Source organism: Serratia sp. 1D1416, from assembly GCF_003641105.1.
Lineage (GTDB): Bacteria > Pseudomonadota > Gammaproteobacteria > Enterobacterales > Enterobacteriaceae > Serratia > Serratia ficaria.
In genome coordinates, this window is sequence record NZ_CP032738.1 from 3134490 (window position 1) to 3153389 (window position 18900).

Here is an 18900-nt window from a genome sequence, read left to right on the forward strand (position 1 = left end):
TCCTTGTCGTAATACAAATAACATCAAATTGTTACGCCAGGAGAGTAGTGCAGGGTGATGACAGTTTTATGACGGCGAAAGGGGGGCGGCCCGGCGGCTGCCCCGCTTATCGTCAGACGTCTCGCGCCGGAATGTTCAGGCCGCGCTGCACGGCCGGCCGCGCCAGGCCGCGTTCCAGCCATCGGCCAACGCGCGGGAAGCCGTCGAATTCCACCAGTTCGCGCGCCTCGTAGAAACCGATCAGGTTGCGTACCCAGCCCAGCAGCGAGATATCGGCGATGCCGTATTCCTCACCCATAATCCAGTCGCGCCCTTCGAGGCGGCTTTCCAGCACGCCCAGCAGGCGTTTGGATTCATTCTTGTAGCGCTCCAGCGGCCGTTTGTCCTCATATTCGCGCCCGGCGAATTTGTGGAAGAAGCCGAGCTGGCCAAACATCGGGCCGACCGCCGCCATCTGGAAGAACACCCATTGAATGGTTTCATAGCGCCGGGCGGGATCCTGCGGCAGGAATTTGCCGCTCTTCTCCGCCAGATACAGCAGGATGGCGCCGGATTCGAACAGCGCCAGCGGCTTGCCGCCCGGGCCATCGGGATCGAGGATCGCCGGGATCTTGCCGTTCGGGTTCAGCGACAGGAACTCCGGCGTCCAGGTTTCGTTTTTGCCGATATCGATCAGGTGCGGTTCATAGGGCAGGCCGATCTCTTCCAGCATGATGGACACTTTGACGCCGTTCGGCGTCGGCAGTGAGTACAGCTGCAGCCGCTCCGGGTGCTGGGCCGGCCAGAGCCTGGTGATCGGGAATTGAGATTGATCGAGCATGGAAACTCCTCGGGTTTGCGGGTTCGCCAAAGCGTACCCCTTGAGTATTGCAGCAAAACTAGCGTATTGCGGCGTTACAGCGCGAGGTCAAAATGTGCTGCCAGCGCTTTTTTACCGCCGGCGGTGAGGCTGAGCTCGCGGCTGTCCAACCGGCGCAGGAGCCAGCCCCGTTTGATAAAGGCCGCCAGCAACGCCGCCCCCAATGCGCCGCCGAGGTGGGCCTTGCGCTCGCTCCAGTCCAGGCAGCCACAGGCGAAACGCCGGCGAGAAGGGGCCGGCGAACAATCGACGCCCAGCTGCGCCAGCGCGGCGGCGCCGGCGGCGCTGAGCCGATAGTCTTCATCGCCCGTCAGCCAGCCCCGGGCATGCAGACGGTCATGCAGTTTCACCGCCACTTCGCCGGCCATATGGTCATAACAGGTGCGGGCAAACTGCAGCGAGCTCGGCGTGCTGCTTTTTACCACCGGGCGTTCGACGCCGGCCAACGCCATCAGCCCCTCGAGCGCGGTGGCTACCGGTTGCCCGGCCAGGCGGAAATAGCGATAGCGCCCCTGCCTGACGCAGGCGATCAGCCGCTGTTCCAGCAGGCGCGCCAGATGGCCGCTGGCGGTAGAGGCGGCGACGTCGGCCGCCGCGCTGAGCTCGGTGGCGGTATAGGCGCGGCCGTCCATCAGCAGGCACAGCATGCGCGCCCGGGTGCGGTCGGCGATAGCGGCGCTCAGCGCCGCCAAACGATGTTCAATATCCATGTTATCCATACTTCGAGGTTAGGCGAAGTATGGCGGTGCGTCCAGCGCTAGCATGGCCGATATTTCCTGACCGGAGGTCATCATGATTGCCGTTATTTTTGAACTGCAGGCCGCCGACGGCCAGCGCGACACTTACCTGCAGCTGGCGGCGGAGCTTAAACCGCTGTTGGCGGAGATCGACGGGTTTATATCGATTGAACGTTTCCAAAGCTTGGCCGATCCGCAGCGCCTGCTGTCGTTGTCGTTCTGGCGCGATGAAGCGGCGGTGCAGCAATGGCGCAACCTGGAGCGGCACCGCGCCGCGCAGGCGCAAGGCCGCCGCGAAGTGCTGGCGCAGTACCGGCTGCGGGTGGCCGAGGTGAGGCGGGATTATGGCCTGGATCGGCGGCAGGAGGCGCCGCAGGACAGCCGGAATTATCACGCCGGCGATTGACAGCCGCGCAGCGCTTCCTTATTCGATGGCGTCGAACGCGCGGTGAAAAGCGACTTCCGCCTGAGGCAGAGCGCCGCGGAAGGTGATTGCGCGGAAATATGCCTGCGGCACGCCCGGCAGCGTTAACGACGTTTGCGCATCAAAGCCGAAGCGCCCGTAGTAGTGCGGATTGCCCAATACTACGCAGCCTGCCGCGCCCATTTCCCGCAGTTCCGCCAGAAATATCCGGACATCGCTCCATTCCATATCCTGGACCAGCGTTCGCTGAAAACTTGTTTATGCTAAGAAATCTACAGCGCTATTTAAAATCCCACTTCTTAGTCTGGGGCGTCATCGTATATTTTTTTGACTGCAATTTTGAAGATGAAATATCCAAGAATAAGTCCCAGGGAAGCAATAAGAGCCCATAGATATTTCAATTCAGTGTCTGAGTAGAATATGAACCAGGCTATGGCTAACAGCGATAATGCCACGATACCGCATCCCACCCCTTGAATTAGTCGGGATAGAACAGACAGCATAAAGTTCTTCATGCGTTAACCTTTGTAAAAAAATACTGGCAAATTTGGTTGAATTTCTTTCGATCTCGTTCCCAAACCGCAACGGCATCCTCAAACGGCCTGACCTTGTTTTCTAAAAGGAAATATAGCAGATCAAGATTTCCCATGCGTCTGAGTTGATCATACATCCGGGCGTTTCTTACCTTTAAATCGCGTGATGTATAGACAGATCGGGAAATACTCGCGCCCGCGGTGAGAATCGAGCCCACGGCGACACCCGAAATTAGCCTTGGGATGATTTGTTTTGAGAACACATAACCGACGTTGGCAGTAGCCAGCTGATTAAAGGCGAATTTGCCGATGAGTTTGCCTGATGTTCTTATGGTCATGTCCTTAACATCTTCAAAATTGACCTTACTGGCGAAATTTTCGATGAAGATATGAGCCACTTTTTCGATGCTCGCTTTATTGGCCAGGCCTGACTTGATAAGTCTGATAAATCGCTCTTTATCTTGCGAGTTTAACCATCTGTTTTCAGTATCAATATAGTCGTAGCCCAGATAGTAGAAATCGACCGGTACACTGATAAAACCTTGTGCAAACCCGCGCACTAAATTGCTGTCAATGTTTACGGCATCCGCCATGTCGTTGGCTATCTGCTTTGCGTTTTTCATAGAAATCCTTTTCAATATGAAGCGCGAATCTAGCAGACTTTTTGTACGCAAGCCAATGCCCACCGGTAAACGGTGTGAACTCGCCGCTCAAAATATCGCCGAAACTTCCCGCGATCTCTTATCCCCGTTGTGGCATAATGCGCGCCAAATCACATTCCCTATGATATGAAGAGCGAGCGCTGTGTTAAGCACTAACAACATCACCATGCAGTTTGGCAGTAAGCCGCTGTTTGAAAATATCTCCGTCAAATTCGGCGGCGGTAACCGTTATGGCCTGATCGGGGCCAACGGCTGCGGCAAGTCCACCTTTATGAAAATCCTCGGCGGCGATCTGGCGCCGAGCGGCGGCAACGTGTTCCTCGACCCGAACGAACGCCTGGGTAAACTGCGTCAGGATCAGTTCGCCTTCGAACAATACAGCGTGCTCGACACCGTGATCATGGGCCACACCGAACTGTGGGCGGTGAAAGAAGAGCGCGACCGCATTTACGCCATGGCGGAAATGAGCGAAGAAGACGGCTATAAGGTCGCCGATCTGGAAGTGGCCTACGGCGAGATGGACGGTTACACCGCCGAAGCGCGCGCTGGCGAACTGCTGCTCGGCGTCGGCATCCCGGTTGAGCAACACTATGGCCCGATGAGCGAAATCGCACCGGGCTTCAAGCTGCGGGTGTTGCTGGCGCAGGCGCTGTTCTCCGATCCGGAAATCCTGCTGCTCGACGAACCGACCAACAACCTGGACATCGATACCATTCGCTGGCTGGAGCAGGTGCTGAACGAGCGCAACAGCACCATGATCATCATTTCGCACGACCGTCACTTCCTGAACATGGTGTGTACCCACATGGCGGATCTGGACTACGGCGAACTGCGCGTGTACCCGGGCAACTACGACGAATACATGACCGCCGCCACCCAGGCGCGCGAGCGTCTGATGGCCGACAACGCCAAGAAGAAAGCGCAAATCAACGAACTGCAGTCGTTCGTCAGCCGCTTCAGCGCCAACGCCTCCAAATCCAAGCAGGCCACCTCGCGCGCCCGCCAGATCGACAAGATCCAGCTGGAAGAAGTGAAGGCGTCGAGCCGTCAGAACCCGTTCATCCGCTTCGAGCAGGACAAGAAACTGTTCCGCAATGCGCTGGAAGTGGAAGCGCTGTCCAAGGGCTTCGACAACGGTCCGCTGTTCAGCAAGTTCAACCTGATGGTGGAAGTGGGCGAAAAAGTGGCGGTGCTGGGCCCGAACGGTATCGGTAAATCCACCCTGCTGAAAACGCTGGTGGGCGACGCGCAGCCGGACAGCGGCAGCGTGAAATGGTCGGAAAACGCCAGAATCGGTTACTACGCGCAGGATCACGAATACGAGTTCGATGAAACCCTGACGGTATTCGACTGGATGAGCCAGTGGAAACAGGAAAAAGACGACGAGCAGGCGGTGCGCAGCGTGCTGGGCCGCTTGCTGTTCAGCCAGGACGACATCAAGAAGCGCGTGAAGGTGCTGTCCGGGGGGGAGAAGGGCCGCATGCTGTTTGGCAAGCTGATGATGCAGCGTCCTAATATTTTGGTTATGGATGAACCAACCAACCACCTGGATATGGAATCGATCGAATCGCTGAACATGGCGTTGGAAATGTACGAAGGCACGCTGATCTTCGTTTCCCACGACCGTGAGTTCGTCAGCTCGCTGGCGACGCGCGTGCTGGAAATGACGCCGAACAAAGTGATCGACTTTACCGGCAATTACGAAGACTACCTGCGCAGCCAGGGCATCGTGTAAGCAACGCGATAAAATAAGCAGGGCGGGAATTTTCCCGCCCTTTTTTTATCCGTCAATCCCCGCCGCACACTTCGCACTGCGGGTTTTTCGGCAGCTTCATCTCGCGGAATTGCAGGGTCATGGCGTCGAACATCAGCAACTTGCCGGTGAGCGTTTGGCCGTAGTTCGCCAATAGCTTGATGGCTTCCATCGCCTGCAGGCTGCCGATGGTGCCGACCAGCGGCGCCATCACCCCGGCCTCGACGCAGGTGAGGGCGTTTTCGCCGAACAGCCGGCTCAGGCAGCGATAGCAAGGCTCGCCCGCTTGGTAGGTGAACACGCTGAGCTGGCCTTCCATGCGGATCGCCGCGCCGGAAACCAGCGGTTTGCGCTGCGCGTGGCACAGGCGGTTAAGCAGGTCGCGCGCCGCCACGTTGTCGGTGCAGTCCAGCACCGCATCGCAGGCGGCGATCTGCGCCGCCATCCGCTCGTCGTCCAGCTGGCCGTCGACGGCGTCGATGCGGATATGCGGATTGATGGCGCTCAGCTCCCGCCGCGCCGATTCAACCTTGCTCATGCCGATGCGCTCATCGCGGTGCAGGATTTGGCGCTGCAGGTTGGAGAGCGAGACGGTGTCGAAATCAACCAGCGTCAGATGGCCCACGCCCGCCGCAGCCAGATAGGGCGCCGCCGCGCAGCCGAGCCCGCCGAGACCGACGATCAACACCCGCGCCGCCTTCAGCTTTTCCTGGCCGTCGAAATCGAAACCGCGCAGGATTATCTGGCGGTTGTAGCGCAGCGCTTCGGCATCGGTTAATTCCGGCAGCATGCTCAGCTCCTCAGCAGGGCGTTGAACGGCTCGATCTCGACCGTTTCACCGGCGGCCACCGAGCCGCGCTCGCGTTCCAGCACGATAAAGCAGTTACCCTGGCTGTAGGAACTGAACACGTGCGAGCCCTGGTGGCCGGTGGTGCTGACCTCCAGTTCGCCGTCGGCGTTGCTGCCGAATACGCCGCGCTGGAAATCGAGGCGGCCCGGCGCCTTCTTCAGCGGGGTCAGCGCGCGGGCGCGCAGGCGCGGCGGCAGGCGCCAGTCGCTGTGCCCCGCCAGCTTGGCCAGCAGCGGCTGCACCAGCTGATAGAAGGTCAGCGCCGCGGAAACCGGGTTGCCCGGCAGGCCGCAGAACCAGGCGTTCTTCAATTTGCCGAAGGCGAAAGGTTTGCCGGGTTTGATAGCCAGCTTCCAGAAGCTGACCTGACCCAACTCATCCAGCATCTGCTTGGTGTAGTCGGCTTCGCCCACCGAGACGCCGCCGCTGCTGACAACCACGTCGGCCTGGCTGTCCGCCTGCACGAAGGCGGCGCGCAGCGCTGCTTGATTGTCGCGGATAATGCCCAGGTCGATCACCTCGCAGCCCAGCTGTTCCAGCATCAGGCGCACCGCGAAACGGTTGGTGTCGTAGATCTGGCCGGCCTGCAGCGGCTGGCCCACCGGTTGCAGTTCGTCGCCGGTGGAGAAAACGGCGACTTTCAGTTTGCGCATCACCTGCACCTCGGCGACGCCGAGCGAAGCCAGCAGCGGCAGCTGCGCGGCGCCCAGCTTCACGCCGGCCGGCAGCACGCCCGCGCCCTGGCGGATGTCTTCGCCCGCCAGCCGGATGTTTTGCCCGGCGTGCACCACGGCGTTAAAGCGCACGCCCTGGTCGCTGACTTCGGCCTGTTCCTGCATGATCACCGCGTCGGCGCCGGCCGGAATAGGCGCGCCGGTCATGATGCGTACGCAGCTGTTGGCCGGCCAATCGCCGTTGAACGGTGCGCCGGCGAAGGCCTTGCCGGCGACCGGCAGCGGCGCGTTGTCATGCAGTTCGGCAATGCGCACCGCGTATCCGTCCATCGCCGAGTTGGCGAACGGCGGCACGTCGATGGGCGAAATCACCGGCGCGGCGGTAATGCGGCCGGCGGCGGCGGTCAGGGCGAGGGTTTCGGTCTGCTGCAGAGGTACCAGCTGGTCGAGCATTTTCTCCAGCGCCTGCTCCAGGGAGATAAGATCGGAAGTATGGCAATGATCCATAAAAGGAACTCCGTAATCGGGATGCGCGAAACAACGCGGCAAAGTCGCGTTATTATGAAGGATGCTATGCTGAAGTAAAACAGGAGACAGAGATGCACGCTCAGATACTGGATTTTTGGTTCGGTGAAATAGAACCGGTGATGTGGTTCAAAAAGGATGACGATTTTGATCGCCTGCTGCACACCCGCTTTGGCCACGTCTGGCAGGCGGCCGCGGCGGGAGAGTTGGCGGGCTGGCGGGAAACCATCGAAGGGCGGCTGGCGGAGGTGATCGTGCTCGATCAGTTCAGCCGCAATCTGTTTCGCGGTACCCCGCGTTCCTTTTCCTGCGACGGCATGGCGCTGGTCCTGGCGCAGGAGGCGATTCGCAGCGGCGAGTGCGAACGGCTCAGCCGCGAACAGCGCGGTTTCCTCTATTTGCCCTTCATGCATTCGGAGTCGGCGTTGATTCACCGGCAGGCGCTGCAGCTGTATACGGAATTGAATAACGGCGATCAGCTGGAATTTGAATTGCGCCATAAGGCGATTATCGATCGTTTCGGCCGCTATCCGCACCGCAATGCCATATTGGGCCGGGCGTGCACGCCGGAAGAGGAAACGTTTTTGCAGCAGCCGGGTTCGGGGTTCTGATTATTTATCATCTGCGCTTTGCCGGCATAAAAACAGCAGGCCGAGCGCAGGTGGCTTATTTCGACAGAGCTATCGCTTATTTCGGCGGCAGATCGCCGCACATCCGCATTGTATTGTTAACAAAGAAACCGGCAATTATTTCCGCGGCGGAAGATCCCGCATAACCCTCTGTTTTTATTCCATTAAGCTATTTCAATGTGCGAAACGTTCTAAGCGCGCTACGCTAAAATCAGGGCGCTGACGTTATGCTTTACTTCCTCTTGCAGGCTAAATATAGTCAAAAAAAGACTGAATAATAATATACCGCGCGCAGCGAATTCGTTCTGCAACGTTGGGCTTAACACAGGGTGTCAGGCAAATGAGCAAACCAGTGATTGCCATTCACGGCGGCGCGGGCGCGATTACCCGCGCGGCGCTGAGTGCTGAAAAGGAACGTGAATATATTCAGGCGCTGTCCGGCATCGTCGCCGCCGGCCAGACGATCCTGGCCGAAGGCGGCAGCGCGCTGGACGCGGTGACCGAAGCGGTCAGGCTGTTGGAAGAGTGCCCGCTGTTCAACGCCGGCAAAGGCTCGGTCTTCACCCATCAGGGCACGCATGAGCTGGACGCCTGCGTCATGGACGGCCGCACCTGCGACGCCGGCGCCGTCGCCGGGGTCAGCCGCATCCGCAACCCGGTTTTGGCCGCCCGGACGGTGTTGGAAAACAGCCAGCATGTGCTGTTCGCCGGCGAAGGCGCCGAGAAATTCGCCGCCTCTCACGGTCTGGAAATGGTCGACCCCGATTTCTTCTTTACCCAGGCGCGGTTCGATCAACTGCATCGCGCACAGGCGGAGCTCGGCCGGGTGCTGCTCGATCACGACGGCGCGGTGCAGGCCGACGATCCGCTGGATCCCGATCGCAAGTTCGGCACCGTCGGCGCGGTGGCGCTGGACGCGCTGGGCAACCTGGCCGCCGCCACCTCCACCGGCGGCATGACCAACAAACAGGCCGGCCGGGTGGGCGATACGCCGATTGTCGGCGCCGGCTGTTACGCCAATAACGCCACGGTGGCGGTGTCCAGCACCGGTACCGGCGAGGTGTTTATGCGCGGCGTGGCGGCCTACGACGTTTCCGCGCTGATCGAATACGCCGGCCTCAGCCTGCAGCAGGCCACCGATCGGGTGGTGATGGAAAAGCTGCCGGCGATGGGCGGCAGCGGCGGGATGATCGCCGTCGATCGCGACGGCAATATCGCGCTGCCGTTCAACAGCGAAGGGATGTACCGCGGGTTTGGTTATGTCGGCGATGCGCCTTCCGTAGGGATATATCGCTAACCGTTAGCCAGGAGGCTGCATGACCGAAACTTCAACCCGGCCCGTGTTCGACGGCGGGCTGCAGCTGCCGCCGCAGCGCGTGCTGGCGGTACGCAATCTGAGCGTCAATTTTCAGCAGCAGGGCGATACCGTCGAGGCGGTGCGCAACCTGTCCTTTGAGGTCGATCGCGGCGAAACGCTGGCGATCGTCGGCGAATCCGGATCCGGCAAATCCGTCACCTCGCTGGCGCTGATGCGCCTGGTGGAGCAGGGCGGCGGGCGCATCGTCAGCGGCGCCATGCCGTTCCGCCGGCGCAACGGCCAGCTGCTCGATCTGGCGCAAACGCCGCAAAGCCAGCTGCGGCGGGTGCGCGGCGCCGATATGGCGATGATTTTCCAGGAGCCGATGACCTCGCTCAATCCGGTCTTCCCGGTCGGTGAACAGATCGCCGAATCGCTGCGGTTGCACCAGGGCATGGATCATCGCAGCGCCAGGCAAGAAGCCCTGCGCATGCTCGATCTGGTGCGCATCCCGGAGGCCAAAGAGGTGCTGGGCCGCTACCCGCACCAGCTGTCGGGCGGCATGCGCCAGCGGGTGATGATCGCCATGGCGCTGTCTTGCAAACCGGCGTTGTTGATCGCCGACGAACCGACCACCGCATTGGACGTCACCATTCAGGCGCAGATCCTGCAGCTGATCCGCGTGCTGCAGCAGGAAATGCGGATGGGGGTGATCTTCATCACCCACGACATGGGCGTGGTGGCGGAGATTGCCGATCGGGTGCTGGTGATGCATCGCGGTGAGCCGGTGGAACAAAACACCGTGCGGGCGCTGTTCGCCGCGCCGCGGCAGCCCTACACCCAGGCGCTGTTGGCGGCGGTGCCGAAGCTGGGATCGATGGCGGATACCCCCTTGCCCGCCAGGTTCCCGTTGCCGGGCGGCGGCGATAGCGGCGCGCCGCAGGATACCGTGCCGGCCGACGCCGCGCCGATCCTGCGGGTGGAGAACCTGGTTACCCGTTTTGACCTGCGCGGCGGCATTCTGAACCGCGTCACCCGCCGGGTGCACGCGGTGGAAAACGTCAGCTTCGATCTTTACCCCGGCGAAACCCTGGGGCTGGTGGGCGAATCCGGCTGCGGCAAATCCACCACCGGCCGTTCGCTGCTGAAGCTGGTGGACAGCCAGCGCGGCACCATCACCTTCGACGGCCGCCAGATCAACCGGCTGCAAGGCGCGGCGCTGCAGCACCTGCGGCGCGACATTCAGTTTATCTTCCAGGACCCTTATGCCTCGCTCGATCCGCGCCTGACGGTCGGCTTTTCCATCATGGAGCCGCTGCTGGTGCACAACGTGGCGCGCGGCAAAGCGGCCGAGCGCCGGGTGGCCTGGCTGCTGGAGCGCGTCGGGCTGCAGCCGGAGCATGCGCGGCGTTATCCGCACGAATTTTCCGGCGGCCAGCGCCAGCGCATCTGCATTGCGCGCGCGCTGGCGCTGAATCCGAAAGTGGTGATCGCCGACGAGGCGGTGTCGGCGCTCGACGTGTCGATCCAGGCGCAGATCGTCAACCTGCTGCTCGACCTGCAGCGCGAGTTCGGCATCGCCTTCCTGTTTATCTCGCATGACATGGCGGTGGTGGAGCGCGTCTGCCATCGCGTGGCGGTGATGTACCTCGGGCAGATCGTGGAGATCGGCCCGCGACAGGCGGTGTTCGACCAGCCGCAGCATGCCTACACCCGCAAGCTGATGGCGGCGGTGCCGGTCGCCGATCCCGCCCATGCGCACCAACGTCAGCCGCTGCTGATGGATGACATCCCCAGCCCGATCCGCGCGCTGGGCGATGAACCCGTTACCGCACCGCTCGTGCAGGTTGGCCCCGGGCACTTTGTCGCCCGCCATCCGATTGCCGGCGCCTTTTAAACACCTCAGGAGAGACAAGCGACATGAAGCACAGATTCCAACGTAATGCGTTAGTGGCGGCCGTGCTGCTGGCGGCGGGAGCCGGCCCGGCCTGGGCGGCGAAGGACGCGGTGATCGCCGTGGCTTCCAACTTCACCACGCTCGATCCCTACGACGCCAACGACACCCTGTCGCAGGCGGTCGCCAAGTCGTTCTACCAGGGGCTGTTCGGTTTCGACAAGGACATGAAGCTGGTGAACGTGCTGGCGGACAGCTACGAGGTCAGCAAGGACGGCCTGACCTACACCCTCAAGCTGCATCCGGGCGTCAAATTCCACGACGGCACCGCGTTCGACGCCGAAGCGGTGAAGGTCAATCTGGATCGCGCCAGCAATCCGGACAGCCACCTGAAGCGCTACAACCTGTTCAAGATGATCGACAAAACCGAAGTGGTGGACGCCAATACGGTGAAGATTGTGCTGAAGGCGCCGTTCTCGGCGTTCATCAACAACCTGGCGCACCCGGCGGCGGCGATCATTTCACCGGCGGCGCTGAAGCAGTACGGCAAGGAGATCGGCTTCCACCCGGTCGGCACCGGGCCGTATCAGTTCGTTACCTGGAATCAGACCGACTTCGTCAAGGTGAAAAAATTCGACGGCTACTGGAAGCAGGGGCTGCCGAAGCTCGACAGCATCACCTGGCGGCCGGTGGTCGACAACAACACCCGCGCGGCGATGCTGCAGACCGGCGAGGCGACCTTCGCCTTCCCGATCCCCTATGAGCAGGCCAAGGTGCTGGAAGGCAACGCCAAGCTCGACGTGGTGGCGGCGCCCTCGATCCTGCAGCGCTACATCAGCATGAACGTGACCCAGAAGCCGTTCGATAATCCGAAAGTGCGCCAGGCGCTGAACTACGCCATCAACAAGGACGCGCTGATCAAGGTGGCGTTCTCCGGCTACGCGGTGCCGGCGGAAGGGCCGGTGCCGCCGGCGATCGACTTCGCCACCCGCTACCAGCCCTGGCCGTACGATCCGGCCAAGGCGCGCGCGCTGCTGAAAGAAGCGGGCTACCCGAACGGTTTCACCACCAGCCTGTGGTCTTCGCATAATCACAGCACCGCGCAGAAAGTGCTGCAGTTCGCCCAGCAACAGCTGGCGCAGGTGGGGGTGAAAGTGACGGTGACCGCGATGGACGCCGGGCAGCGCGCCGCGCAGGTGGAAAGCGTCGGGGTGAAAGACACCGGCGTGCGCATGTTCTATACCGGCTGGTCGGCATCGACCGGCGAGGCCGACTGGGCGCTGTCGCCGCTGTTCTCCACCCAGGCCGCGCCGCCGAAGCAGTTCAACACCGCGTTCTACAGCAATCCGCAGGTCGACAAGGATCTGACCGATGCGCTGGCGACCACCGATCGCACCGAGAAACAGGCGCTGTATAAAGACGCGCAGGATCGCATCTGGGCCGACGCGCCCTGGATCTTCCTGGCGACCGAGCGCCTGTTGTCGGCCAACAGCAAACAGCTGAGCGGTTTCTACGTGATGCCGGACACCTCGTTCAACTTCGATAATGCCGACCTTAAATAAGGCGCCAATCTCCGTTCGCCCCGGCTCAGGGGCGGGCGGAGCGAGGGGACTGTCCCGAGATGCTTAACTATTTTCTGAAACGGCTGCTGGGCCTGATCCCGACGCTGCTGATTGTGGCGGTGCTGGTGTTCCTGTTCGTGCATATGCTGCCCGGCGATCCGGCGCGGCTGGCGGCGGGGCCGGAGGCCGACGAGTCGGTGGTGCAGCTGGTGCGCAAGGATCTGGGGCTGGACAGGCCGCTGCCGCAGCAGTTCGCGCGCTTTTTCGTCAATGCGCTGCAGGGGGATTTCGGCACCTCGATGGTGTCCAAACGCCCGGTGAGCGAAGAGATCTCCTCGCGTTTTATGCCGACCTTCTGGCTGACCCTCACCAGCATGCTGTGGGCGGTGGCGTTCGGCCTGGCGATCGGCGTGGTTTCGGCGGTCTGGCGCAATCGCTGGCCGGACCGACTCGGCATGACGCTGGCGGTGTCGGGGATTTCGTTTCCGGCTTTCGCGCTCGGCATGCTGCTGATGCAGGTGTTTTCGGTCAACCTCGGCTGGCTGCCGACGGTCGGCGCCGACGGCTGGCGGCACTATATCCTGCCCTCCATCACCCTGGGAGCGGCGGTGGCGGCGGTGATGGCGCGCTTTACCCGCGCGTCGTTCGTCGAGGTGCTGCAGGAAGATTACATGCGCACCGCGCGCGCCAAGGGCGTGCGGGAAAGTCGGGTGGTGATGAAGCACGGGCTGCGCAACGCGATGATCCCGGTGGCGACCATGATGGGGCTGCAGTTCGGCTTCCTGCTCGGCGGCTCGATCGTGGTGGAAAAGGTGTTCAACTGGCCGGGGTTGGGGCGCTTGCTGGTCGATTCGGTGGAGATGCGCGACTACCCGGTGATCCAGGCCGAGGTGCTGCTGTTTTCGCTGGAGTTCATTCTGATCAACCTGCTGGTGGATATGCTGTATGCGGCGATTAACCCGGCGATACGCTACAAATGAGGATGCGGCATGATTAAGCATTGGCGGCGCAACGCCGCACTGAAAGCGATGCCGGTCATCGATCCCAATGCGGTGCGCACGCCGTGGCACGAGTTCTGGCGGCGTTTCCGCCGCCAGCGGGTGGCGGCGATAGCGGGGCTGTTCGTGCTGTTGCTGATTGCGGCGGCCCTGCTGGCGCCTTATCTGGCGCCGTACGATGCGGAAAATTACTTCGATTATGATCGGCTGAACGAAGGCCCTTCGCTGGTGCACTGGTTGGGCGTCGATTCCCTGGGGCGGGATATTTTCAGCCGCATTCTGATGGGCACGCGCATTTCGCTGGCGGCCGGGGTATTTTCGGTGCTGGCCGGCGGGCTGATCGGCACCCTGCTGGGGCTGCTGGCCGGGTATTACGAGGGCTGGTGGGATCGCCTCACCATGCGCGTTTGCGACGTGCTGTTCGCCTTTCCCGGCATTCTGCTGGCGATCGGCGTGGTGGCGGTGATGGGCAGCGGCATGGCCAACGTGATCGTCGCGGTGGCTATCTTCAGCATTCCGGCCTTCGCCCGGCTGGTGCGCGGCAATACGCTGGTGCTGAAGCATCAGACCTATATCGAGTCGGCGCGCAGCATCGGCGCTTCGGACTGGACCATCATCATGCGGCATATTCTGCCGGGCACCATTTCGTCCATCGTGGTGTATTTCACCCTGCGCATCGGCACCTCGATCATCACCGCCGCCAGCCTGTCGTTCCTTGGCCTGGGGGCGCAGCCGCCGACGCCGGAGTGGGGGGCGATGCTCAACGAGGCGCGCGCCGATATGGTGATTGCGCCGCACGTGGCCGTTTTCCCCAGCCTGGCGATATTCTTTACCGTGCTGGCGTTCAACCTGTTGGGCGATGGGCTGCGCGACGCGCTGGATCCGAAGCTGAAGGGGTAAGGGCAGGGAAAGGATCCGGGCGGGTGAAGCCGCCCGGATTTTTTTATCAGCGGAACAGGTGTTCGGCGTGGAAGCGCAGGTGGTCTTCGATAAAGGTGGCGATGGTGAAGTAGCTGTGATCGTACCCCGGCTGAATGCGCAGCTGCAGCGGCCAGTCGCGCTGGCGCGCCAGTTCGGCCAGCTTGGCCGGCTGCAGCTGATCGGCCAGGAACTGGTCGTCGTCGCCCTGATCCACCAACACCGGCATTTTCTCCGCGCCGTTGGCCAGCAGGTGGCAACTGTCGTACTGCAGCCACTGGCTTTCGTCATCCCCCAGATAGGCGGCGAAGGCCTTGCGGCCCCAGGGCACCTGGCAGGGGTTGACGATCGGCGCGAACGCCGACACCGAACGAAAGCGCTGCGGATTGCGGAACGCCATCATCAGCGCGCCGTGGCCGCCCATCGAATGACCGAAGATCGACTGACGATCGCTGACGCTGAAGTGTTGGCCAATCAGCGCCGGCAGTTCGTCACTGATGTAGTCATACATGCGGAAGTGACGATCCCAGGGCGCCTGGGTGGCGTTCAGGTAGAACCCCGCCCCCTGGCCCAGATCGTAGCCTTCGTCGTTCGGCACCTCGTCGCCGCGCGGGCTGGTGTCCGGCATCACCAGCACCAGCCCCAGATCGGCGGCGATGCGTTGCGCGCCGGCCTTCAGCGTGAAGTTCTCATCGTTGCAGGTCAGCCCCGACAGCCAGTACAGCACCGGCGGCGGGTTATCATCGCGCGGCGGCGGCAGATAGATGCTGAAAGTCATATTGCAATTCAGGCTCTGCGCCGCATGGCGATAACGCTGTTGCCAGCCGCCGAACATGCGATGCTCTTCGAGAAGTTCTAATGACAGGGTCATCTCCGCCTCCTGGCTTATTTATCGAAGTGAATAACGGAACGGATCGATTTGCCTTCATGCATCAAATCGAACGCTTCGTTGATCTGCTCCAGCCCCATGGTGTGGGTGATAAAGTCATTCAGCGCGAATTCGCCGTCCAGATAACGTTCGACGATGCCCGGCAGCTGTGAGCGGCCTTTGACGCCGCCGAAGGCGGAACCGCGCCATACGCGGCCGGTCACCAGCTGGAACGGTCGGGTGGAGATTTCTTCGCCGGCGCCGGCCACGCCGATGATCACCGATTCGCCCCAGCCTTTGTGGCAGCATTCCAGCGCGGAGCGCATCACGTTGACGTTGCCGATGCATTCGAAGGAGAAATCGACCCCGCCGTCGGTCAGCTCGACGATCACTTCCTGAATCGGTTTGTCATAGTCTTTCGGGTTGATCAGATCGGTGGCGCCCAGCTTGCGCGCCAGATCGAACTTGCTGGTGTTGATGTCGACGCCGATGATGCGGCCGGCGCCGGCCATCTGCGCGCCGATGATCGCCGACAGGCCGATGCCGCCCAGGCCGAAGATCGCCACGGTATCGCCCGGCTGCACCTTGGCGGTGTTCATCACCGCGCCCATGCCGGTGGTCACGCCGCAGCCCAACAGGCAAACCTCTTCCAGCGGCGCTTCCTTGTTGATTTTCGCCAGCGAGATCTCCGGCACTACGGTGTACTCGGAGAAGGTGGAGGTGCCCATGTAGTGGAAGATCGGCTGGCCGTCCTTGAAGAAGCGGGTGGTGCCGTCCGGCATCAGGCCCTTGCCCTGGGTGGCGCGGATCGCCTGGCACAGGTTGGTTTTGCCGGATTTGCAGAATTTGCATTCGCCGCATTCGGGGGTGTACAGCGGGATCACGTGATCGCCGACCGCCACGCTGGTCACGCCTTCGCCGACCGCTTCCACCACGCCGCCGCCTTCATGGCCGAGGATCGCCGGGAACACGCCTTCCGGATCCTTGCCCGACAGGGTGTAGGCGTCGGTGTGGCAGACGCCGGTGGCGACGATCCGCACCAGCACTTCGCCTTTCTGCGGTGGCATCAGCTCGACTTCTTCAATCTTCAGCGGCTGATTCGGGCCCCAGGCAACGGCGGCGCGGGTTTTGATCATTTCCATCATAGTCTCCTCAGTGGTCTATTTTTTAAATCAGGCTATACCCGTCATACTTGAAGCTGCATCTGTGTTAGCTGCGTGCGCTCGCCCCAGTCACTGACTCGGGTCAGCTCCAGGGGACTCTCGCCCTGGCTGCCTTGATGCCACTCCAATTATTTAGGGTACATATCGATAACGTCTGGTGAATCTTGTTCGTCGTGTTCAACGACGGCGGTTTCCGTCTGTTCAATAATCAGTTCTTTCAGCGCGCGCACGTTCGGCCCGAACGCATCGCGCCGCCACAGCAGCCAGGTGGCGGTTTCGGCCACTTCCGGCGGCAGGGCGTGCACCTTGACCCGTTGGTGGCCCGGCAGCAGGCTGAGCACCGAATGCGGGATCATCGCCAGCCCGGCGCCGCTGGCGACGCAGGCCAGCATGGCGTGGTAGGACTGGATTTCCATAATCTGCCCCGGCAGCGCGCCTTCGCGCCTGAACCAGGATTCCAGCCGCAGGCGGTAGGAACAGCTGGCGCGGAAGGCGAACAGCGTTTCCCCCTTGGCGTCTTTGGCGCTATGGATGGGCGCATGATCCAGGCAGGAGATCACCACCATGTGTTCGGGGAAGGCGATGCAGCCGTTCAGTTCGTCGTACTGCACCGGCCCGTCGACCAGCGCGGCCGCCAGCGTGCCGGCGCGCACCCGTTCGGCGATCTCGCCGGAGGTGCCGGTGCTCAATGACAGCGACACCTGGGAGAAACGCTGGTGGTAAGCCGCCAGCAGCGAGGGCAGGCGGGTGGCGGCGGTGCTTTCCATCGAGCCGATGGCGAAATTGCCGGCCGGCTCCCCGGCGTGGGTGATGCTCATCGCCTCTTCGCTCAGCGCCAGTATGCGGTTGGCATAACACAGGAAGTTGTGGCCCATCGGCGACAGGCGCAGGCGCTGTTTTTCACGGATAAAAAGATCGGTGCCCAGCTCCTGTTCGAGCTGGCGCAAACGGGTGGTCAGATTCGACGGCACGCGGTGCAGCTGCTCGGCGGCGCGGGCGACGGAGCCGGTTTCGGCGACGCTGCAGAACATGCGAAGCTGGGTCAGATCCATTTTGTTCTCTTTTCGTGATGAACTTGGTGAGTATTATTCAGTTTTTGTGAGTTTAATACTGCTGCATGATACTCGCAACTTTCTTTTAACCTGTTGGATAACCGAGATGGCCTTACGCATTGCCCTGAGCGGTTTTATTGCCCTGATCGTCGCGATGGGCATCGGCCGCTTCGCCTTTACGCCCCAGGTGCCGCTGATGATCGCCGAGCACCAGTTCAGCCTGACCGGCGCCGGGCTGGTGGCGGCGATCAATTACCTGGGCTACCTGTGCGGCGCCTACGATGCGATGCGCGCCGGCCGCCACGTCGAGCGGCGGCTCTGGCTCGGGGTATGGGGCGCAGTGGCGCTGACGCTGCTGTCGGCGCTGGCGCAGGGCGAATGGCTGCACGGCGCGCTGCGCTTTGTCATCGGCTGGGCCAGCGGCTGGGCGATGGTGCTGGTGGCCGCCTGGACCAACGAGCGGCTGGCGCACTATGGCCGCCCGGCGCTGAGCGCGGCGGTGTTCGCCGGGCCGGGCGCCGGCATTTTCATCAGCGGCATGCTGGCGGTGGGCATTCACAGCCTGGCGCTGACCGCCGCGCAGGCCTGGCTGGTCTATGGCGTGCTGGCGCTGGCGTTGGTGGCGGCGATCGGCGTTAACCTGCCGCGGGCGGGGGAGCTGCATCGGCCGAACGTCGCGCCGGAGCCCTTGCGGCTGACCCCGGCGCTGAAGCGCCTGGTGTTGAGCTACAGCCTCGCCGGCTTCGGCTATATCCTGCCGGCCACCTTCCTGTCGCAGATGGCGGCGGCGCGTTTTCCCGCCAGCCTGTTCGGGCAGTTTGTCTGGCCGGTATTCGGCGGCGCCGCGGTGCTGGGGATTGTCATCGGCATTCTGACCCGCCACCGCCTCACCACCCAGAGCCGCCTGGCGATCACCCTGTGGGTGCAGGCGCTCGGGGTGCTGTGCGCCGAGGTGGTGCCGGGCGTCGCCGGGCTGGCGTTGGGGGCCATGCTGACCGGCGGCGGTTTCCTCAGCGTGGTGCAGCTTGCTATCCAGCATGGGCGAGAACTGGCGCCGAACCATGCGCGCTATATGGCCGGCCTGTTGACCACCGGCTACGCCATCGGCCAACTGGTCGGGCCGATGCTGTCGGCGCTGTCGACCGCCTTGACCCACCGTCTGGAGCCGGCGCTGTATGTGGCGGTGGCGGCGTTGCTGGTGGCGGGCCTGCTGGTGGTGAATACGCCGGCGCGTCAGCGAGTGCGGAAAACGGCGGCCGGTGATTAAATTCCGTACAAAAAAAGTGGAATACCCGCAGCCCGCCTGATTGTGCTAAATGCGGATATTTCACCTGCGGATGAAGCACAATCACTGGATAATCGCCGCGCTCTCCTCTACAGTGGGGGCAAAATCTTGACCGGGATCCCGTTATCAGCTACGGAAACTCTGCCGTCAGGAGAGCAAGAAATCCGTCTGCCGCGCGCCGCAAGGGGCGTATCGGCGGGTTCAGGTCCGTTGGAGA

General features: G+C 62.1%; 18 protein-coding genes. 9 read left to right on the forward strand and 9 right to left on the reverse strand.

The window, feature by feature from the left end; genetic code table 11:
- Nucleotides 1-112: 112 nt before the first annotated feature.
- Both D7I37_RS15240 and D7I37_RS15245 read right to left on the reverse strand, forming a co-directional pair.
- Nucleotides 113-820, reverse strand: coding sequence for a glutathione S-transferase N-terminal domain-containing protein (locus D7I37_RS15240; RefSeq protein WP_061798392.1), 708 nt, complete (start codon nt 818-820; stop codon nt 113-115).
- Nucleotides 821-894: 74 nt separating this feature from the next.
- Nucleotides 895-1578 carry a helix-turn-helix transcriptional regulator gene (locus tag D7I37_RS15245; protein ID WP_129543941.1) on the reverse strand — a complete coding sequence of 228 codons (684 nt, stop codon included), beginning with the start codon at nt 1576-1578 and terminating at the stop codon, nt 895-897.
- 73 nt (nt 1579-1651) lie between these two features.
- Between D7I37_RS15245 and D7I37_RS15250 the strand changes: the two genes are divergently transcribed.
- On the forward strand, nt 1652-2002 hold the full coding sequence (locus D7I37_RS15250) for an antibiotic biosynthesis monooxygenase (protein ID WP_129543942.1): 351 nt from the start codon (nt 1652-1654) through the stop codon (nt 2000-2002).
- Between the two features lie 18 nt (nt 2003-2020).
- On the opposite strand, the gene D7I37_RS15255 is transcribed toward D7I37_RS15250, so the two are convergent.
- Nucleotides 2021-2248: an acetyltransferase gene (locus tag D7I37_RS15255; protein ID WP_231922130.1), complete on the reverse strand. Its 228-nt coding sequence runs from the start codon at nt 2246-2248 to the stop codon at nt 2021-2023.
- A 283-nt stretch (nt 2249-2531) separates the two neighbouring features.
- Nucleotides 2532-3176 (reverse strand): hypothetical protein, encoded by a 645-nt coding sequence (locus D7I37_RS15265; RefSeq protein ID WP_129543944.1) that lies wholly within the window; start codon nt 3174-3176, stop codon nt 2532-2534.
- Between the two features lie 181 nt (nt 3177-3357).
- Here D7I37_RS15265 and D7I37_RS15270 point away from each other — a divergent pair, with 181 nt between their 5' ends.
- Complete coding sequence (locus tag D7I37_RS15270; protein ID WP_073970322.1) at nt 3358-4950, forward strand: ABC-F family ATPase; 1593 nt, start codon at nt 3358-3360, stop codon at nt 4948-4950.
- A 52-nt stretch (nt 4951-5002) separates the two neighbouring features.
- Here D7I37_RS15270 and moeB read toward each other — a convergent pair whose 3' ends face one another.
- On the reverse strand, nt 5003-5758 hold the full coding sequence (moeB, locus tag D7I37_RS15275) for a molybdopterin-synthase adenylyltransferase MoeB (RefSeq protein WP_129543945.1): 756 nt from the start codon (nt 5756-5758) through the stop codon (nt 5003-5005).
- A gap of 2 nt (nt 5759-5760) precedes the next feature.
- On the reverse strand, nt 5761-6999 hold the full coding sequence (gene moeA / locus D7I37_RS15280) for a molybdopterin molybdotransferase MoeA (RefSeq protein WP_129543946.1): 1239 nt from the start codon (nt 6997-6999) through the stop codon (nt 5761-5763).
- Nucleotides 7000-7091: 92 nt separating this feature from the next.
- On the opposite strand from moeA, the gene D7I37_RS15285 reads away from it, so the two are divergent.
- The 6 genes from D7I37_RS15285 (at nt 7092) to gsiD (ending at nt 14297) form a co-directional block, all read left to right on the forward strand.
- Nucleotides 7092-7628, forward strand: a complete 537-nt coding sequence (locus D7I37_RS15285) for a DUF924 family protein (RefSeq protein ID WP_061798409.1) — start codon at nt 7092-7094, stop codon at nt 7626-7628.
- Nucleotides 7629-7986: 358 nt separating this feature from the next.
- Nucleotides 7987-8943, forward strand: coding sequence for an isoaspartyl peptidase/L-asparaginase family protein (locus D7I37_RS15290; protein ID WP_129543947.1), 957 nt, complete (start codon nt 7987-7989; stop codon nt 8941-8943).
- Nucleotides 8944-8962: 19 nt separating this feature from the next.
- Nucleotides 8963-10840, forward strand: a complete 1878-nt coding sequence (locus D7I37_RS15295) for a dipeptide ABC transporter ATP-binding protein (RefSeq protein WP_129543948.1) — start codon at nt 8963-8965, stop codon at nt 10838-10840.
- 23 nt (nt 10841-10863) lie between these two features.
- On the forward strand, nt 10864-12399 hold the full coding sequence (gene gsiB, locus D7I37_RS15300) for a glutathione ABC transporter substrate-binding protein GsiB (protein WP_061798417.1): 1536 nt from the start codon (nt 10864-10866) through the stop codon (nt 12397-12399).
- A 59-nt stretch (nt 12400-12458) separates the two neighbouring features.
- Nucleotides 12459-13379 carry a glutathione ABC transporter permease GsiC gene (gene gsiC / locus D7I37_RS15305; protein ID WP_129543949.1) on the forward strand — a complete coding sequence of 307 codons (921 nt, stop codon included), beginning with the start codon at nt 12459-12461 and terminating at the stop codon, nt 13377-13379.
- Nucleotides 13380-13388: 9 nt separating this feature from the next.
- The gene (gsiD, locus tag D7I37_RS15310; protein ID WP_174524365.1) at nt 13389-14297 is read left to right on the forward strand and encodes a glutathione ABC transporter permease GsiD; all 909 of its coding nucleotides are present in this window, start codon (nt 13389-13391) and stop codon (nt 14295-14297) included.
- 46 nt (nt 14298-14343) lie between these two features.
- Here gsiD and fghA read toward each other — a convergent pair whose 3' ends face one another.
- The 3 genes from fghA to D7I37_RS15325 all read right to left on the reverse strand — a co-directional run bounded on the left by fghA (nt 14344) and on the right by D7I37_RS15325 (nt 17398).
- The gene (gene fghA, locus D7I37_RS15315; protein WP_061798420.1) at nt 14344-15186 is read right to left on the reverse strand and encodes an S-formylglutathione hydrolase; all 843 of its coding nucleotides are present in this window, start codon (nt 15184-15186) and stop codon (nt 14344-14346) included.
- A 14-nt stretch (nt 15187-15200) separates the two neighbouring features.
- On the reverse strand, nt 15201-16325 hold the full coding sequence (locus D7I37_RS15320; RefSeq protein WP_061798536.1) for an S-(hydroxymethyl)glutathione dehydrogenase/class III alcohol dehydrogenase: 1125 nt from the start codon (nt 16323-16325) through the stop codon (nt 15201-15203).
- A 149-nt stretch (nt 16326-16474) separates the two neighbouring features.
- A complete protein-coding gene (locus D7I37_RS15325) occupies nt 16475-17398 on the reverse strand; it encodes a LysR family transcriptional regulator (RefSeq protein ID WP_061798422.1) in 924 nt (307 codons plus the stop codon).
- Nucleotides 17399-17504: 106 nt separating this feature from the next.
- Here D7I37_RS15325 and D7I37_RS15330 point away from each other — a divergent pair, with 106 nt between their 5' ends.
- A complete protein-coding gene (locus D7I37_RS15330) occupies nt 17505-18665 on the forward strand; it encodes a YbfB/YjiJ family MFS transporter (RefSeq protein ID WP_061798424.1) in 1161 nt (386 codons plus the stop codon).
- The last annotated feature ends 235 nt before the right edge of the window (nt 18666-18900 follow it).

Excerpts from the sequence above, each read along its gene's own strand:
- D7I37_RS15330 (WP_061798424.1), top strand. The coding sequence starts at position 17,505 with ATGGCCTTACGCATTGCCCTGAGCGGTTTTATTGCCCTGATCGTCGCG.
- D7I37_RS15290 (WP_129543947.1), top strand. The coding sequence starts at position 7,987 with ATGAGCAAACCAGTGATTGCCATTCACGGCGGCGCGGGCGCGATTACC.
- moeA (WP_129543946.1), bottom strand. The coding sequence starts at position 6,999 with ATGGATCATTGCCATACTTCCGATCTTATCTCCCTGGAGCAGGCGCTG.
- D7I37_RS15285 (WP_061798409.1), top strand. The coding sequence starts at position 7,092 with ATGCACGCTCAGATACTGGATTTTTGGTTCGGTGAAATAGAACCGGTG.
- D7I37_RS15255 (WP_231922130.1), bottom strand. The coding sequence starts at position 2,248 with ATGGAATGGAGCGATGTCCGGATATTTCTGGCGGAACTGCGGGAAATG.
- D7I37_RS15265 (WP_129543944.1), bottom strand. The coding sequence starts at position 3,176 with ATGAAAAACGCAAAGCAGATAGCCAACGACATGGCGGATGCCGTAAAC.
- moeB (WP_129543945.1), bottom strand. The coding sequence starts at position 5,758 with ATGCTGCCGGAATTAACCGATGCCGAAGCGCTGCGCTACAACCGCCAG.
- gsiC (WP_129543949.1), top strand. The coding sequence starts at position 12,459 with ATGCTTAACTATTTTCTGAAACGGCTGCTGGGCCTGATCCCGACGCTG.
- D7I37_RS15250 (WP_129543942.1), top strand. The coding sequence starts at position 1,652 with ATGATTGCCGTTATTTTTGAACTGCAGGCCGCCGACGGCCAGCGCGAC.
- D7I37_RS15295 (WP_129543948.1), top strand. The coding sequence starts at position 8,963 with ATGACCGAAACTTCAACCCGGCCCGTGTTCGACGGCGGGCTGCAGCTG.
- D7I37_RS15245 (WP_129543941.1), bottom strand. The coding sequence starts at position 1,578 with ATGGATAACATGGATATTGAACATCGTTTGGCGGCGCTGAGCGCCGCT.
- fghA (WP_061798420.1), bottom strand. The coding sequence starts at position 15,186 with ATGACCCTGTCATTAGAACTTCTCGAAGAGCATCGCATGTTCGGCGGC.
- gsiB (WP_061798417.1), top strand. The coding sequence starts at position 10,864 with ATGAAGCACAGATTCCAACGTAATGCGTTAGTGGCGGCCGTGCTGCTG.
- D7I37_RS15320 (WP_061798536.1), bottom strand. The coding sequence starts at position 16,325 with ATGGAAATGATCAAAACCCGCGCCGCCGTTGCCTGGGGCCCGAATCAG.
- gsiD (WP_174524365.1), top strand. The coding sequence starts at position 13,389 with ATGATTAAGCATTGGCGGCGCAACGCCGCACTGAAAGCGATGCCGGTC.
- D7I37_RS15325 (WP_061798422.1), bottom strand. The coding sequence starts at position 17,398 with ATGGATCTGACCCAGCTTCGCATGTTCTGCAGCGTCGCCGAAACCGGC.
- D7I37_RS15240 (WP_061798392.1), bottom strand. The coding sequence starts at position 820 with ATGCTCGATCAATCTCAATTCCCGATCACCAGGCTCTGGCCGGCCCAG.